The organism is Rhodococcus sp. HM1 (assembly GCF_023218075.1).
Classification (GTDB): Bacteria; Actinomycetota; Actinomycetes; order Mycobacteriales; family Mycobacteriaceae; genus Rhodococcus.
On sequence record NZ_JALPTB010000017.1, the window covers coordinates 1 to 16918 of the forward strand.

General features: G+C 68.9%; 12 protein-coding genes. 2 read left to right on the plus strand and 10 right to left on the minus strand.

Features of this window, described 5'->3' with window-relative positions:
• Nucleotides 1-249: 249 nt before the first annotated feature.
• Nucleotides 250-1245, plus strand: a complete 996-nt coding sequence (locus M1M07_RS11395; RefSeq protein ID WP_197256876.1) for a hypothetical protein — start codon at nt 250-252, stop codon at nt 1243-1245.
• Between the two features lie 55 nt (nt 1246-1300).
• Here M1M07_RS11395 and M1M07_RS11400 read toward each other — a convergent pair whose 3' ends face one another.
• The 5 genes from M1M07_RS11400 to M1M07_RS11420 form a co-directional block, all read right to left on the minus strand.
• Nucleotides 1301-2125, minus strand: coding sequence for a DUF5602 domain-containing protein (locus tag M1M07_RS11400; RefSeq protein ID WP_248674239.1), 825 nt, complete (start codon nt 2123-2125; stop codon nt 1301-1303).
• A gap of 52 nt (nt 2126-2177) precedes the next feature.
• Nucleotides 2178-3563, minus strand: coding sequence for an FAD-binding oxidoreductase (locus M1M07_RS11405; protein ID WP_248674240.1), 1386 nt, complete (start codon nt 3561-3563; stop codon nt 2178-2180).
• Between the two features lie 110 nt (nt 3564-3673).
• Nucleotides 3674-7093 (minus strand): BTAD domain-containing putative transcriptional regulator, encoded by a 3420-nt coding sequence (locus tag M1M07_RS11410; protein WP_248674241.1) that lies wholly within the window; start codon nt 7091-7093, stop codon nt 3674-3676.
• Nucleotides 7094-7166: 73 nt separating this feature from the next.
• Nucleotides 7167-8636: an MFS transporter gene (locus M1M07_RS11415; RefSeq protein ID WP_248674242.1), complete on the minus strand. Its 1470-nt coding sequence runs from the start codon at nt 8634-8636 to the stop codon at nt 7167-7169.
• Between the two features lie 143 nt (nt 8637-8779).
• Nucleotides 8780-9691, minus strand: coding sequence for a hypothetical protein (locus M1M07_RS11420; RefSeq protein WP_248674243.1), 912 nt, complete (start codon nt 9689-9691; stop codon nt 8780-8782).
• Between the two features lie 141 nt (nt 9692-9832).
• On the opposite strand from M1M07_RS11420, the gene M1M07_RS11425 reads away from it, so the two are divergent.
• On the plus strand, nt 9833-11104 hold the full coding sequence (locus M1M07_RS11425) for an amidohydrolase family protein (RefSeq protein WP_197256885.1): 1272 nt from the start codon (nt 9833-9835) through the stop codon (nt 11102-11104).
• Nucleotides 11105-11170: 66 nt separating this feature from the next.
• Here the strand turns inward: M1M07_RS11425 and M1M07_RS11430 are convergent, their stop codons facing one another.
• The 5 genes from M1M07_RS11430 to M1M07_RS11450 form a co-directional block, all read right to left on the minus strand.
• Nucleotides 11171-11929 carry a maleylpyruvate isomerase family mycothiol-dependent enzyme gene (locus M1M07_RS11430; RefSeq protein ID WP_197256893.1) on the minus strand — a complete coding sequence of 253 codons (759 nt, stop codon included), beginning with the start codon at nt 11927-11929 and terminating at the stop codon, nt 11171-11173.
• A 32-nt stretch (nt 11930-11961) separates the two neighbouring features.
• Nucleotides 11962-13710 carry a cholesterol oxidase substrate-binding domain-containing protein gene (locus tag M1M07_RS11435; protein ID WP_197256895.1) on the minus strand — a complete coding sequence of 583 codons (1749 nt, stop codon included), beginning with the start codon at nt 13708-13710 and terminating at the stop codon, nt 11962-11964.
• Nucleotides 13711-13803: 93 nt separating this feature from the next.
• Nucleotides 13804-14613 (minus strand): metal-dependent hydrolase, encoded by an 810-nt coding sequence (locus M1M07_RS11440; protein WP_248674244.1) that lies wholly within the window; start codon nt 14611-14613, stop codon nt 13804-13806.
• A 181-nt stretch (nt 14614-14794) separates the two neighbouring features.
• Nucleotides 14795-15217, minus strand: a complete 423-nt coding sequence (locus tag M1M07_RS11445) for a Dps family protein (RefSeq protein WP_248674245.1) — start codon at nt 15215-15217, stop codon at nt 14795-14797.
• Between the two features lie 200 nt (nt 15218-15417).
• On the minus strand, nt 15418-16878 hold the full coding sequence (locus M1M07_RS11450; RefSeq protein ID WP_197256902.1) for a catalase: 1461 nt from the start codon (nt 16876-16878) through the stop codon (nt 15418-15420).
• Nucleotides 16879-16918 lie beyond the last annotated feature (40 nt).

Here is a 16918-nt window from a genome sequence, read left to right on the forward strand (position 1 = left end):
CACCACAGAGCGGGGAATTCCGGGTAGCTGACACCGAACATGCTTTCAGAGCATGTTCGGACGCCTATCATTCGAGGTCAGGGGCAGGAAATGGCGGGTTCTGTACACACATTCTGGCCATTAACCCACACCCGCCGAGCGGGCGGACACACGCGCGCTGCCCGCACCGCGCGTGTGTCTATGCGGTGTGCGGAGACCGACATCACGTTGCCAAGGAATTCTCACAATCGGGCTGTACCGTGGCCGAACGTGCTTTCACGTGTTGTCTCCATCCTCATCGCGGCCGGCTTGGTCCTTCTCGCAACAGGCTCCACATTCGCCTATCTCGATGCACCGTCGACGACGGTGACCGTGGCCGAGTCCCCGCAGCCGGCGGCCGACTCCGATGACGGCGTCGACGCGGCCCGCTCCCGTCTGCAGCGTGCCGGACTGCCCCTGTCGATGCTCGACGGCGGCGTCGGGCAGCTCACCGACGGCAGCCGTCAGCTCGACGACGGTGCGCGTCAGCTCTCGGACGGTCTCCGGCAGGCACGAGAGGGCGGCGAACAGCTCGCGACCGGGCTGGATCAGCTCGACGGCGGCGTGGCCGAACTCGGCGACGGCGCGACGCAGATCAGCGGCGGAGTCGACGAGGTGGTCGGCCGGCTCACCGGGTTCGGTGCGATGCAGGGAACGGTGACCGAGCAGCTCACCACCGTCGCCGACACCCTCGGTGCCTCCCCCGACCCGGTGTCGCAGAGCGCCGCCGGACAGTTGCGCACCCTCGTCGACACGCTGAACACCCAGGGCCTCGGCCAGGACACCCTCGACCAGCTCGGCCTGCTCCGCGACGGCGCCCGGCAACTCGCCTACGAGCTCACCGATCCGAACGCCCGGTTCGTGGCGGGGATGTCGCAGGCCGCCGGAGGAGCCGCACAGCTCCGCGACGGCCTCGTGCTGCTCGACGACGGCGGACGGGCGCTGTCGGACGGCACGGGACAACTCGTCGACGGTGTGGAGCCGGTGGCCGGTGTGGTCGCGGGGATCGCGGACAACGTCAGATCGGCAACGGACGCGCTGCCGCGCGTCTCCGGTGCCCAGGTGGAGCCGTCGGCCACGACCACGACGACGACCGGTCCGCAGTGGTGGCCGTATGCGTTGATCGCTCTCGGTGCCGTTGCGCTCGTCGCGGCGGCACTGTGGACCCGGATCCCGGGTGTGGGAAGCCGGTCGCGTGGCGGCGGCGTGGCGGTGTCGGACAGCTGACGCGACACGGCGCCACCCGGGCGACCCCTCCTCGCCCGGGTGGCACCGGTCGGGGCTACGAGGCTTCGCGCAGCGTCAGACCCGACAGTGCGATGACGTACTCCCCCGCCTCCTCGTCGAAGTCGACGGTGTAGACGGTCGGGAAGTACCCGGCCCGCTGGTAGGCGGCGGGCTGACTGACCTCTTCGCGGATCTGTGGTTTGGTGGCGAGCCACTCGCGGGTCATCATCGGTTCGATGAACGTGAACTCGCCGTCCCACGTTCCGAAGAGCAGCACCTCGGTGAAGTCGAACGATCCGGGTATCGCGCCGTCGGCGGCATTCGTCCAGTGCATGCCCATGAACGGCACGGTGTTCTCCGCCGCGGGCCCCGGCGGCGGACCGTACCCGGCCGGAACATACTGCGGTTCGGGAAGAGTGGCGGCCCGGGTCGCGAAGTCGGGGGCGGCAGGATCGACGTCGCTCTCGGTGTCCGTCGTGTAGAAGTGCATGTCGAAATGTGGCTTGCCGAAGAGGACCTCGGGCTCGTGGCCGTTCGGGTTCCAGTCGAGCATGACGTGGTCGAAACCGGTCTCGGGTGCGCCGGACGGCAGGTCCAGCATCAGCATCGTCATCGCGGCGTCCGGTCCCTCCGGCAGCCCGGTGAGTGCGGACTCGGAGATCCGGATGCCGATCTCCTGGGGCGTTCCCGCGTCGTCGACCGTGATGTACGTCCTGGACCTGCCCTCCCCGAGGGATTGTTCCGCACCGTAGAGGGTGGCTTCGTGGCCGTGCGCCTGCGAGCCGTGCGCGACGGGGGTGGACGAGTCACCGCAACCCGCGACCGCAAGTACGGCGAGAGCGGCGAGTCCGAGCCCGGTAGCGGTCCGAACCGTATGCATGGGTGTGCCTTTCGAGGTGATGGTGTTCGTGGGGTCGAGCCGGTGCCGCCGGTCAGCGGTCACGGCGCACGACCTGCCCGACGCGCAGCACACCGTTGCTGTCGTATTCGTCGGCGAGTGCGCTGAGCCAGTGGGCGGTGTCGTCGTCGTAGGCGCGGGCGATGGTGGCCGGGTCGGCGCTGGCCGCGAAATTGGGAAGATGCCGGCCGGTGGTCCACGGCGCCAGCGCCCGGTCGATGGTGCGGGCGTGCCCGACCACGTTCTCCGCGGTGGGCGGCGCCAGCACACCGGCGACCATCACCGCGAACTGCGCGTCGCGGTGGCAGAAGGCGCTGCGGTGCCGCGGTTCCCGGGCCAGCGCGCCGCCGAGCTGCCGGACTTCGACGACGGTCTGCGGCGAGTGCGATCCCGGTCCCGCGACCGACAGCAGGGCGTCGATCGCCTCGTGCGTCAGTTCATTTGTCAGCGCGCTGTATTCGTGGGTCGGCATCGGGTCGACAGGGTCGGCGTGCACCGCGGCGATGGCGGCGAACGGCAAGGTTCCGATGCCGTCGAGGATCGGGGTCGCGACCGCACGCAGGCGGCCGAGGAGGGCTTCGGCCTCCGCCGGGTCCGCGAGGCTGGCGAAGCGGACCGCGAAGGTCAGGCGACCCGCGAGCGGCGCGGGCACCTGCGGCAGCGGGGGCAGCTGCAGGAACGCGATCGACGTCGTGCTGTGCTCGGGCAGTTCGGCGCACCAGTCCAACCACGCGTGGGCGACCGCGGCCGCGTCGGATCCGTCGAAATAGAGTGCTCCGCCGTAGAAGTGGGTGACGGGCAGCAGTTCGATCTCGACGGCTGTGACGATCCCGAGGGTCGCCTTGCCGCCGCGGAGCCCCCAGAACAGTTCCGCGTGTTCCTCGGGTGTCACGTGCAGCACCTCGCCGTTGCCGGTCACGATGTCGAAGGCGCGCACGTAGTCGGACGACAATCCGTAGGTGCGCACCAGCGGCCCGATGCCGCCGCCGGTGAGGAAGCCGGCGACGCCGACGGTCGTGGAGGATCCCGCCAGCGGCGCGAGTCCGTGCGGTGTCGCGGCGTCGATGACGTCCTGCCACACGAGACCGGCCCCGAGCCGTGCGGTGCGGGCGTCCGGATCGATCGCGCATTCGGTCAGCCGGCCGGTATGAACCAGCAGGACGTCGTCGCCCAGCGGGACCGCGCCGTGGCCGGTGCGCTGAACGGCGACCTTCAATCCGTGGTCCGCCGCGTATCGCACGGCCGCGGCGACATCGTCGGCGCTCTCCACCTCGACCACCGCGTGCGGCCGGACCGGCACCGCGACGTTCCACGGAGTCGCCAGCTCGTATCCGGGCTCACCGGGCAACGCCACCGCGCCGGACACCGCCGCCCGGAGCGATTCGATCGATGCGGCCACCGCAGGTGTCGTGTTGGTCATCGGGACTTCCTTCCATCCGTGTTGCGGGTGTGAAGGAAGGATGGAGGAGCTGCCTTGGCCGGTTCTTGACTCGAGCGGCCGGCCCGTCCAAGCAACGGCCAAGGGCAGCGTCAGTCCAGAATCGAGCGCGCGTAGTCGGCCAGTCCGAACATCCCGAGACGGGAGGCCTCGTCGGCGATCTGCTCGATCGCCCGGTCCCGTTCCGGCGAGGCCGCCCGCAGCTGGGTGCGCAGCAACCGGCAGCGCAGCAACGTCGGAGGGCTCGATGTCCGTGTGGCGAGCTCCTCGGCCCGGTCCAGCAGCTCGTGGGCCGTTTCGACACGTCCGAGCAGCGCGTGCAGGCGCGCGGACGCCTCCGCGACGGAACCGATCACGCCGACCTGGCCCACCGTGGCGATGCGGTCGTGGAACGGCGCGAGCAGTTCGATGAAGGTCTCCGCGTGCTCGACGAGTTCGAGATCGGCGATCACGCGCGCGAGCAACGAGCGGTGCCCGAGCGTGGTCCACGTGAACGGCCCCTGGCCGACGGACCACCGTGCGATCTCGGTCGTCACGGCCTGCCTGTCACCCCGCGCCGCGGCGATGGCGATCCGCCACGAATCCGGTTCCACGAAGCCCGGATCCGAATCGGCAAGCATTCCGCGTTCCCACTCGAGGGTGTTCGCGGCGAGGTCGGGGCTGCCGGCGACGTACAGCTCCGTCTGCAGGTGGAACTGCCTCGCGGCCTCGTACTGCCGCCGCGCCTCGTCGAAGTCCCCGTGCCACGACGCCAATGTCGCTTCCATCCAACGCAACTGGACTCGAACGACCGGAAGCCGCAGCAGGTCGCACCCGACGATCCCGTGCCGTACATGCGCGGCGGCGGCATCGACATCCCCCAGGTTCATGCGGGCCATGCTGGCTGCGGCGTGGGCGATGACCGCGTCGAAGCGGGATTGCCGGTGCCGCAGGGTGAACAGCTCGTCGATCAGCCATACGGATTCGTCGCTGTGCGTCGCCACGCCGGAGTAGAGCAGGATCCGCCCCAGCAGCGCGTCGGCGATCACATCGGGATCGCCTGTCTCGCGGGCGATCGCGAGTGATCTGCTGCTCAGTTCGTCGGGAACGGCCGAATCCGGGTGGTAGCAGCTGCCGACGGCCAGTGCCGCAAGCACCCGGCAGTGGGCCGTCGGGTCGTCGGAGACGAAAGGTTCCAGACCCGACAGTCTTTCGAGAAGCGGTCCGGGATCCTTGCCGTAGGACACCCACGGCCACGCGCCCGCGGAGCGCAGCAGTGCCGCGGCCAGTCGGCCCGCGGCCGAGGTTCGGCCCTCGCGGACCGCGGCGAGCAGACCGGCGTCGACGACGTCGAGCACCGTCTGGCCACGGCCGGCCCGCGCGAGCGCCTCGACTCGGGCCACGAGCAGATCGTCACGGGCACCGGCCGATTGTTCGGAGGCCGGAAGCAGGTCGAATGCCTTCACCGCCGCCTCCCACCACTGCGCCGCGGTCTCCGAGTTCCATCGCTCGGTCGCTTCCCGCGCCGCGTCGGTGCACGCGTCGAGCACGGTACGCGGATCGGCGACGGGCAACGCGGCCATCAGATGCTGCGCTCGCCTGCTCGAGCGATCGCTGTCGGACGAGTCCGCCAGCGCCTCGGCTACCTGGGCGTGGATGCGCTGGCGGCGCAGTTCCGGTATCTCTGCGAGCACTTCGTCGCGGAGCAGACCGTGAGCGAACACATATCCGCGAACACCGGGGTCGGCGACGATGATCCGCTCGTCGGCTGCGTCGTCGAGATAGTCGGCGAGGGTGCCGAGATCCAGCCGGGTCGCGGCGGCCAGGATGTCGGTCTCGATGTTGTCACCGATCACCGCGGCGACCCGAAGAACCTGCAGCACAGCCGGTTCCACGGACGTCAAGCGACGGCCGAGGACCGAACGGACGGCCAGCGGGATCTCCCCGCCGAGTCGCTCGTCCCGCGGAAGTCGCGCGTACTCGGAGACGAACAGCGGATTGCCGCCGGTGCGTTCGGCGAGCATCCGCGCCTCGGTCGCATCGAGTTCCTCGCCGGTCACGTGACGGGCAAGGGCCGCCACTTCCGACTCGGCGAGCGCCGGTACCACGATGTGCCGGTTGCCGTCGCGACGCAGGACGGCGTCGACGAATTCGCGCACGCCGGAACGCATCTCCGAATCACGCAGCGTGAGGACGAACCAGACCCGCTGCCGGTGCAGCGCTCCGACCAGGTATCTCAGGCAGCGGAGGGACGTCGGGTCGGCCCATTGGATGTCGTCGACGACGACGGTCAGCGCGGCTTTCTCCGCGGCCACCGTCTCGATCGCGTTCAGAACGCGTTCGTAGACGGCGAAACGGGCTTCGTCCGGTTCGACCCCGGTCGGCGGGATGAGCGCGGCGTCGGCGTCGACACCGAGTTCCCTCAGCATCCGCCGGATCGGCCACCACGCGGGCGCACCTTCGTCCTCGAGGCACCGCGCCCACACTGCGGTGCCGCCCGCCGAGACCGTGCGGGCGTCGCATTCCTCGGCCAGCCGGGTCTTTCCGATTCCCGCGGGGCCGGTCAGCACCACCCAGCGGGGTGCGCCGGCCAGGACCTCGTCGAACATCCCGTCGATCACGCCGGTCTCCGTCTCGCGTCCGACGAACACGCGCCCGGATTCTGCCTCTGCGGCCGGGACCGTGACGGACGGCGGGGCGGGTGCCGGAACCGTCTCGGCGCCCGTCCATTCCGGTGTCCTCGGCCAGGCCGCGAGTTCGGGTTCGTGCCTCAGGATCGCGCCCTGCAGTGCGGTCAGCTCGGCGCCCGGCCGCAGGCCCAGCTCGGCATCGAGGCGAGCGACGTGAACACCGAACTGCTCCAACGCTTCCGGCGAGCGGCCGGCCCGGTGCAGAGCCAGCATCCGCAACCAGCACGTCCGGTCCCGGAACGGGTACTCGTCGTACAACCGGGTCGCCTCGGCGAGGGCCGGGACCGGCCGTCCCATCGCGAGCAGCGCCGTGACCAGGGTTTCCCGGCAGTCGGTACGGACCTCCTCGAAGCCGGCGGCGGCCACCTCCACCCACTCCTCGTCGCGGAGATCCTCGAGTAGCGGTCCCCGGACGGACGCGAGAGCACGACCGGCCGTGTCCAGCGCGGATTCCCATTCGCCGTTGTCGGCGTGCCGGCGCGCCGCCTCCGCGTCGTCGAGGAACACGGACAGGTCCACGTCCTCGCGGGGGATGTCGAGGACGTATCCGGGTGGCTGGCGCACGATCGGTGATGCGGCACCCGATTCGCTGCGCAGCGCCCGGCGCAGGTTGGAGATGTACGCCTGGATGCTCGAGACGGCGCTCGCGGGCGCGTCACCGGACCACAGCGCGTCGATGAGCCGATCGGTGGAGACGACCTTTCCGCGGCTCAGGAGCAGGACCGCGAGCACCGCACGTTGCTTGCGTGGCCCGAGATCGACGAGATCCGTCCCGGAACCCGGGTCGTGTGGACTGCCCGGCTTCCGCGCGACCTCGAGGGGTCCGAGCAGTCGGTAGATCATGCGGGCTCCTCGTACCGGCAGGGGTGGAACGGTAGAAGTGTAGGGACCTGATCCTGCCTGCGCGCGGGGACGGTCAGGCGTCGACGTTCGCGATCTCGCGGCTGTCCTCGACCGGTGTGCGGGCCGGACGCAGCATCACCACGCACACCAGCGCGCCGAGCGCGGCGATCACGCCTGCGACCAGCAGCGCGTGGTGCAGGCCGGTGACGAAGTCGTGCGGCGATCCACCGGGCAGCAGCGACTGCGCGGGTAGCAGTGCGCCGAGACCCGCGACCCCGACCGCGATGCCGGTCTGACGGAACGCGTCGTTGATCCCTGCCGCCAAACCGGAATGGTCCGATGTGCTTTCACCGAGAACCAGGCCGCTCATCACGGGATTGAACACCCCTGACCCGACGCAGGCGAGGATCAGGCCGGGCAACATCGCGTACCTGGACCCGGCGACGTCGACGGTGGTCATCAGGACCAGACCGACGGCAACGAGGAGCAGCGAGACGCTCAGCGAGATGTACACGGGGATCCGCCGGTCCAGTTTCGCGGTGGCACCGGCCACGACGAACATCGCCACGGTCGCGGGAATGTAGACGAGCCCGGCCTCGACGGGCGACAGATGCAGCACGTTCTGCAGGTAGATCGTGGTGTAGACGAAGACCGCGAACAACGACGCGGAGATCGCGAACGCTGCGATCTGAGCGCCGGCGAACGCGCGGTTCGCGAGCAGGTGCGGCGGCAGCATCGGTTCGCGGGTGCGGAGTTCGTGCAGCACGAACCAGACCAGCGCGACTGCGGCGACCGCAGCGGCGGTGAGGGTCGTCGGGTCGAGCCAGCCGTGTTCGTTGCCGTGCAGCAGTCCGAAGACCAGGGCCGCCAGGCCCGTGGAGACGAGGAGTTGTCCGGGCAGGTCGGCACCGCGGGGATGCGGGTCGCGCGATTCCGGTACCCACCGGACCGTGAGCGCGAGCGTGACGAGGCCGATCGGAATGTTGACGAGGAAGATGGCACGCCAGTTCAGCAATTCGGTCAGCAGACCACCGACGAGTGGGCCGACCGCGAACGCCCCGCCGATGGTGGCACCGTAGGCGGCCAGCGCCGCCGCGCGCTGTGGGCCCTCCTCGAACACGTCCGCCAGCAGCGCGAGCGAGCACGCGAACAGGATGGCGCCCCCGATACCCTGTGCGGCGCGGGCGATGTCGAGTATCCAGATGTCGGGAGCGAGAGCGCACAGCAGCGACGCCGCGGTGAACCACACGACGCCGACGAGGAACACGCGGCGCCGGCCCCGGCGGTCCGCCCAGGATCCGGCGCTCAGGACCACCGTGGCCAATGCCAGCGTGTAGGCGTCGATCACCCATTGGAGCGCGCTCACACCGGTCTCCAGGTCGACGGCGATGGACGGCAGTGCCGTGTTGACGACCGCGATGTCGAGCATGAGCATCGCGGTCGTCACGCACACCACCGCGAGGGTGGCTCGTCGGGTCGCGGGGCTTTTCGGGGTGGCCGGAACAGTCGTCGGCCCGTTCTGGTTCGTCGAGGTTGAAGTCACCTCGCAGACGCTGCTCCCCCGCGCTTGGACCGGACCGGGTCGAACGCTTGGATGCGTGAAATTCGATGCGCCCCTGCCGAGTGCGCACAAATTGTTGCGACGCGCCGACGCGACGCGACAAGTTGTGCACACTCGAACGGCGCCTACGGGCGCTGCAGTGTCACCGTGATCAGCGCGAGCACCCGCTCGTCGTCACCGGCGTCGACGAGACGGATGTCGATCACGCTGTGGTCGGGGGCGTCGCGCAGCACGGTGCCGTACGAGCGCGCCGGGCCGGACCGCACCTGGGACAGGTAGCGGACGAGCATGTCGGTGGCGACGAGTCCGGGTCGCATCGCGTGGGCGGCGGCCTCGGCGAGCAGGGCCTGTGCGCCGCCCTGGATGGTGCCGATCTGGTTGATGACGAACACGCTCCGGTCGAGTTCGAGGATGCCGGCCGCCGCGTCGACGACGCGCAAATCGAGGCGTTCGTAGATGTCGCCGTCGATTTCGCGGTCCGGGTGAGCGCGCACCTTGCCAACCCACTGTTCGGGTGTGTAGAGGTCCGCGTGGGCTGCCGCGTGCCGGGGCAGCCGCGCGAAGGTGACGAGCCCGCGCGCCACGAGGGTCGGTCCGCCGGGTTCGTCCGCCGCGCCGGCGTCGATCTCGCGTGCGAAACCGGCGATGTCCTGGCGACCGTGACCGTCGTAGACGTCCGCCGAGACGACGACCGTCTTCTTGCCGGTACGGACGAGGTTGGCGTCGACGAACAGCGGGCCGTCCTTCGGCGTGCTCACGGCGTGCAGGGACAGGTCCTGCGTTGCGGTCCAGTCGCCGGCCCCGGCGACGAGCGCGGGGTCGGAGGTCACGATGTCGACGGCGGTGACCAGGAAGCCCAGAGCCGCCCCGCCGGCCGGGGAGCGCACCTTGTCGGTGAGGTTCGCGCGGATCACCGAGCGGCGCTCGTCGAGCAGGAGGGTGTTCAGTCCGAAGTCCGCGGTGAACGTGCGCGCCCCCGACAGGATGAGCTCGGACAGATCCTCCGAGAAGTCGACGGAAATGGCGTTCTCTTTCATATCGGCATCATGACAGAGGTTCTGCCTGCCGTGTTGGCGTCCCTTCGCGGCGGATCGAAATCTGGATTCTCAGTTCTGAAAGTAATATTCTCACAGGAGCGAGTGCCGCCGGACAGCTCTGTTCCGCACGAGAGGATTCCGATGAACATTGACGACATGGTGATGATCAGCATCGACGACCACGTGGTCGAACCGCCCGATCTCTTCGAGAAATACTTCCCCAAGAGCCTCAAGGACCAGGCACCGAAGCTGACCGCCAACCCGCGAAATCCCGACGTGCAGGCGTGGATGTTCCAGGGCGTCGTGGTCGGGAGCTCGGGACTCAACGCGGTCGCGTCGTGGCCCAAGGAGGAATGGGGCATGGACCCCACCGGCTACGCCGAGATGCGGCCGGGCATCTACGACATGAGTCTGCGCGTGCGCGACATGGACGCCAACGGCACCCTCGCTGCGACCCTGTTCGCCACGTTCCCCGGATTCGCGGGCACGCACCTGGCGAGTCTGCCGGACAAGAAGCTGTCGCTCGCAGCGTGCAAGGCGTTCAACGACTGGGTGGTCGGCGAGGTCCCGAGCACCTACCCCGGCCGCTTCATCCCGCTCGGAATCATTCCGTTCTTCGACGTCGACGAATCGGTCAAGGAGATCGAGCGCCTCGACGCGATGGGTGTCCGTTCGATCAGCATTCCCGAGACCCCGTACGGCGTCGGCGAAGGCTATCCGCCGTTCAAGTCGGGCTACTGGGATCCGATCTTCAAGGCGTGCGCCGACCGCAACATCGTGCTGAGTCTGCACATCGGTGGCGGCATCAACCTCGTCAAGCGCGCCGAGGGCTTCGACCTCGACGACATGATGATCCTGACGCCGCTCATCTCGACGATCGCCGCGACCGACGTCATGCTCAGCGGTGCGCTCAAGAAGTTCCCCGACCTGAAGTTCGCGATGAGCGAGGGCGGTGTCGGCTGGGTTCCGCCGTGGCTCGACCGGCTCGAGCGGCACGTCACCAACCAGGAATGGACCGGGCGGACCTTCCTGCCCAAGGGCGTGACCCCGACCGACGCGTGGCGCAAGAACTTCCTGGCCTGCTACATCACCGAGCCGAGTGCGCTGAGCAACCGCGACCGTCTCGGCATCGACACGATCGCCTGGGAATGCGACTACCCACACTCGGATTCGACGTGGCCGCGGTCGCCCGAGATGCTGATGGAGGAGCTGAAGGCGTCGAACTGCACCGACGAGGAGATCAACAAGATCACGCACGAGAACGTCGCGCGCTTCTTCGGCTGGGATCCGTTCAAGCACATCCCGCGTGAGGAGGCCACCGTCGGCGCGCTGCGCGCCAAGGCGACCGACGTCGACGTCAGTGAGACCTCCAAGCACGAGTACCGCCGTCGCTACGAGCTCGCGAACTCGTAGGCTGCCGCTGGTGTGCCTTTGTGGCGGCCAGGGGCGCCAGAAAGGCACACCGGCAGCGAAGCTGCACTACACGGTCACGGCGCTTCGCCAGCGCTCGAGGATCGCGCGGTCCCCGAACACCTCGAGCCCGGCGGAATCCACCCGGTTCCACAGCAGAAGCAACAGATCCGACGCGGAACCACGCACCGCGACATCACCTTTCGCGTGCGTATGTTCGACGGTCACGGCGTCGGCACCCAGCACGATCAACCACTCGCCGAGTCCCTCGCCGAGATCCGGGTCGGTCGCGTGCAGGTGGACCGTCTCCCCACCACGACGCAGTTCGCCGGTGCCGCGGTGCGGGATGATCACCTCGAACAACTCGTCGACACCGTCGACGGCCAGGGCCGCATCGATCGGCGTGGGCGCACCGACCGCCGACTCGCCGTCGACACGGTGCAGTGCGGTTTCGACCGCCATGCGCCGGACCCAGAACGCGGAATGCCGCGGCCCGTCCCAGGTCTCGACCGTCTGCTCGGGGTCGGCGGCATCCTGCGCCGCGAGCAGCTCGTCGAGGCCGCGCCGCACCCAGTCCACGAGACTCTCGGAGCCCGGCGGCTGTTCGATCTCGGTGACATTCCCCGTCGCTCCGCTCGCCCCGACTTCACCACCAGCGGTCGTCAGCCACGCCGCCGCGCGACGGTGCACCCGGCCGACGTGCCCCACCAGCCGTTCGACGGTCCAGCCCGGGCAGGTCGGAACCGGCCGATCGAAGTGTCCGTCGGCGACGTGGAGCAGCCGGTCGGTGTCGGCGCGCAGCAACGCCGCGTATTCGGGACGAGTCATTGCCCGATCATGCCTCAGAGAACGAATTCGACTCAGGGAAACAGCCGGTCGAGGAATTCGTTGCCGAAGACGCGGTGCGGATCGTGCCGGTCGAACACCTCGAGAGCGCCGTCCCAGCCGGCCTTCGACGACAGTCCGGTGCGGTACATGGCCGGGATGGTCTCACCGAGGAACTCCGCATGGCGGTAGCCGCCCTCCTCGTCGAACGCCCAGCCCTTGGACCATTCGGAACGGAAGGTCGCGTAGTCACCGGAGTAGTGGTCCGCCATCCACTGCTCCATCTCCCGGAAGAACGCCGGCATCCCGGCCGTGCCAGGAAGCGAGACCACGTTCATCCAGATCGCGGTGTCCCAGTCCGGCCGGTCGGGCCGCGGCCTCACCGGCGACAGGTTCGGGGCGCCCGCCGAGTCGACGAGAACCTCGGACTGGTCGTCGACGGTGCACAGCCGCACCTCGAACGGGCCGTTGACCGGGTACTGGCCGAGCGAGGCGAAGTGCGTCATGCGTTCGTGCAGCCACGTGGTGAACTCGTTGATGACGCGCGCGATGTTCTCGCGACGGGTCACCACGACACCACCACCGGCGACGACCCGCAGCGTGGTGTGCCGCAGGTAGAACAACAGGTCCTTCGACCAGCCCCACAGGTCGTTGGTTCCGGTCGCGACGAGTCCTGCCGCGACAGCCCCGAACTGGCCTGCCCCGAACGCCGGGGTGGCGGACTGGAGACCGCTCGCGACCTGACCGAGCGGGGTGGTCACGGCCTCCGGGATCGTATCGGTGAAGAAGTAGTTGTAGGGACCGGACACCTCGCGGGACCCGGCCGGCTTCTCCGGGCTGACGGACCAGATCTTCAGCCACGGCGTTTCGGTGAACGGGAACCAGATCGCCTCGACGCGTCCGCTCTCCTCGACGAACCGCTCGAACGTGCGGCCGGGCGAACCGGCCGGGGCGAACAGTTCCTGCCACGGCACGTCGGTGAAACTCTGGCAACGCAGCCGGTAGTTCGCGCCGGCCTGCAGGGTCACCGAGGTGACGAAGCTGCGGCCGACGTGGGCGAGCAACGCGGTGATGTCGGCGTCGGACCGCTGGAAGGTGCGCACCTCGTAGGCGCCGGATGCGGAGTTCCACACGACGGCGTCGAGCGCGACCACGAGGTTCGACAAGGAGCCGAACGACTGCCCCGGGATCGCCTTCTCCCCCGCCGCCGGGTAGGTCGCACCGTGGGCACCGATGGACAGGGCGCCGGCGATGGTGATGTCACCGATGGCAGGCGAATTCGCCCATCCGAGTCCCTCGTGCTCGAGGGCGGTCAGGATCGACTCGATGCTCGCCCCGGCACCGGCGGTGACGGTCGCGGGGGTGCCGGAGGGGTCGACGGTCACGGAGTTCAGGTGCGCCATCGTGTCGATGAGCACGATCTTCTCGACGCTGCCTCCCGGCACCACGGTCAGGGGGCTCCAGCTGTGCATGGTGCCCCGCGGGCGGACGCGGTAGCCGTGGGCGTGCGCCCAGTTCGCGATGCGCGCGACGTCCTGGGGATCGCGGGCCGTCGCGGTCCACACGGCGTCGAAGCGGATGGTCTTGGCCCAGTTCTCGAAGCGCTGCTGGGCGAGCGGGATGTCGGCCGGGAAGTCGGGCGGTGCCGGGATGGTCGCCCGCGGGTCGCCGAGGGGCACGGCACCGGCGGGGCTCCAGCCGAGGCCGGTCAGCGCTGCTGCTCCTGCGGCGGCGCCGAGGAATCCACGTCGGCTGAGGCTGATGGCCGGTGCGCTGTCGCTCACGTCGTCGAGCTCCGATCTGAGGTGGGGGGTAGAAAGATCAGAGCCAAAATAGAACAAGTTCAGTTCCGATACCAGCGGCCCCGAAAATGTCCCTCAGAACGCGAGCCCGGAAGCTTCCAGCGCCCCCTGGATGTATTCGGGCGCACCGTCGATCGACCAGATCGCGAATCCCACCGCCGCCAGTGTCAGGCCCGGCCCGAGAATCCCCACCTCGAACGGACCACCGGCGCGGATCGCGACGGCCCGCGGCATCTTGAACTCCCACCAGCGCTCACCGCGCCACGGCAGGAAGGGTGCCAGGAACGGGATGCCCTCCTTCGTGATGGCGTCGCCGAGGCAGTGCGTCGCACAGCCCAGCGTCACCGCCACCCCGAGACCGACGGAACCGACCTCCCCGGGAAACCACGTCCACGTCAGCACCGACAGGATGGCAGCGGTCGCGGTGACCGCGAGCCAGCCGTTCCGCTTCGCCCATCCCCCGAACAGTCCCCGCAGCGCCAGTCCGAGGGTGACGAACAGGACCGCGACGATCGCCTCGCGCCCGAACCGCGCGACGAGCGCGGACACCCCGACCCCGAGCAGTCCGGCGAACAGCGCGGTGTGGGTCAGGGTGCGGTGCCCGCCGCGGCGCTTGCGGTCCCGGCGACCCTTGGTGAGGTTGTAGTAGCCGACCGAGACCCGGTCGATGCCGCCGGCGACGGCCTGGCTCACCGGGCCGAACGAGCGGGCGACCGTCGACTGTGCGGTGTCGAGGTCGGGCAGCAGCGCCGCGCCGGCGCACACCCCCGCGAACGCGAACGTCTCGGCAGTGGACGTCGGCCCACCCCAGTCCTGCGGCAGCACGTCGGCGACGAGCAACCCGACGAGCGCGCCGGAAACCGCGTGGGTGGGACCCATCACCATGACAGAGAACACCTTTCGAGAGCGCAGGCAGAAGAACCCGGCCCGACGCCGTGGCATCGGTCCGGGTTCCAACCTAGCAATGACTCCCGACACATCCGTCACACAGTTGTTCGAACGGACGGGTGATGGATCAGGCGAGCTGCGCCTGCCACATCCAGTGCAGCTGCTCGAGCCGAGCGGTCTACCCGATGAGCAGGTCCTGCGTCACCGGATCGGCATCCGCGGTGGAGTCGATCCGGTGACGCAGCCGCGAGACGACGGCGGCGATGTTGTCGACGATCGCCGCGACGACCTCCTCGCCCTTGGTCCAGTCGTTACCGAACCCCTTCGTGCCCGATTCGCGCGCCACCGTGGCGGCGCGGCCGTCCGGGGCGACACCGATGGCGGTGAGTCGTTCGGCCGCCTGGTCCGCGAAATCACGTGCGACTGTTACCAACTCGTCGAGTGCGAGGTGGATGCTGCGGAACTGGGGTCCGACGACCGTCCAGTGCGCCTGCTTGCCGATCAGGCTCAGGTCGACGAGGTCGACCAGGGCGGCCTGCAGGGCGTCCGCGGCGACGTCGCGGCGTGCCGGATCGAGTGTGCTGGTGATGGGGCTGTTCATCTTGCCACTCCTTTCGAGGGCTTCGGGGATTCCCCCGAAGCGGTGAGCACGTACGTGGTGGATGTGGAGATCGGTGCCGGCGGGGCGGATGATGGAGGCAACCGCTCGCATCGCGAAGGAGGCCGACGATGGAATCCTTGATCGTCTTCGCTCTCGCCGTTCTCGTCTACTGGTGGGGCCTGCTCTGATCCGGCGTCCGGTCAGCCGCGGCCGGCCCGGACACCCTCCTCGACCTTCTTGCCGAGGTCGGCGTCGACACTCCGCCAGTAGTCGAAGATCCGCTCGTACAAGGACTCCGAGGTTCCGCCGAGGATGTGGCCGACGATGTTGTCGACCAGGCGCTCCCGCGCGGCGTCGTCGAGAACCTCGCGTACGAGCGTCCCCGCCTGCGCGAAGTCGTCGTCCTCGGCGTGCCGGACGTATCCGGCGCGGATCGCCTCGGTGCCGAACTCCCACAGGCCGTCGTCACCGGCCCGCTGCGGGTCGGCGTGCGGTCCACCGAAGCTGTTCGGTGCGTACACCGGCGTCGCCGGGTCGTTGAACGAGAACGCCATGTTTCCGTCCTGCGAGTACGAGCGCACCTCGTTGCGCGCCGCATTCACCGGCAGCTGCGCGTGGTTGGCGCCGATGCGGTAGCGGTGCGCGTCGGCGTAGGAGAACACGCGGCCGAGCAGCATCTTGTCGGGCGAGAAGCCGATACCCGGCACGATGTTCGACGGCGCGAACGCGGCCTGCTCGATCTCCGCGAAGAAGTTGCGCGGGTTGCGGTTCAGCGTCCACGTGCCGACCTCGATGAGCGGGTAGTCCTTCTGCGACCACACCTTCGTCAGGTCGAACGGGTTGAAGCGGTACGCCTCGGCCTCGGCGACCGGCATGACCTGCACCTTCAGCGTCCAGCTGGGGTACTCGCCGCGCTCGATCGCGTTGTAGAGATCGGCCCGATGGTAGTCCGGATCGGTTCCGGCGAGGGTGTCCGCCTCGGCCTGGGTGAGGAACTCGATCCCCTGGTCGGTCTTGAAGTGGTACTTGACCCAGAAGCGCTCACCGGCGGCGTTGATCCACTGGTAGGTGTGCGAACCGAACCCGTCCATGTGCCGCCAGGTCTTCGGAATACCGCGGTCGCCCATCAGCCACGTCACCTGGTGTGCGGTTTCCGGCCGCAGTGTCCAGAAGTCCCACTGCATCGTGTGGTCGCGCAGGCCCGAGCCGGGCAGGCGCTTCTGCGAGTGGATGAAGTCGGGGAACTTGATCGGATCCTTGATGAAGAAGACCGGCGTGTTGTTCCCGACCAGGTCGTAGTTGCCGTCCTCGGTGTAGAACTTGACCGCGAAGCCGCGCGGGTCGCGCCACGTGTCCGGGCTGCCCTGCTCACCGGCGACGGTCGAGAAACGCACGAGCGATTCGGTTTTCGCGCCCGGCTGGAACAGCTTGGCGTTGGTGTAGGCGCTGACGTCACCGGTGACGACGAGCTCACCGAACGCACCGCCGCCCTTGGCGTGGACGACCCGCTCGGGCACCCGCTCCCGGTTGAAGTGCGCGAGCTTCTCGATGAGGTAGTGGTCGTGCAGCAGAATCGGGCCCTGGGTACCGGCGGTCAGCGATTCGTCGTCGCTGCCGATCGGGTTTCCCACGTTATTGGTGGTGAAGGGTGCGTTGGTCATGCTGATCTCCTGATGCGTTGTGCGCGTAGATCTTCTCGGT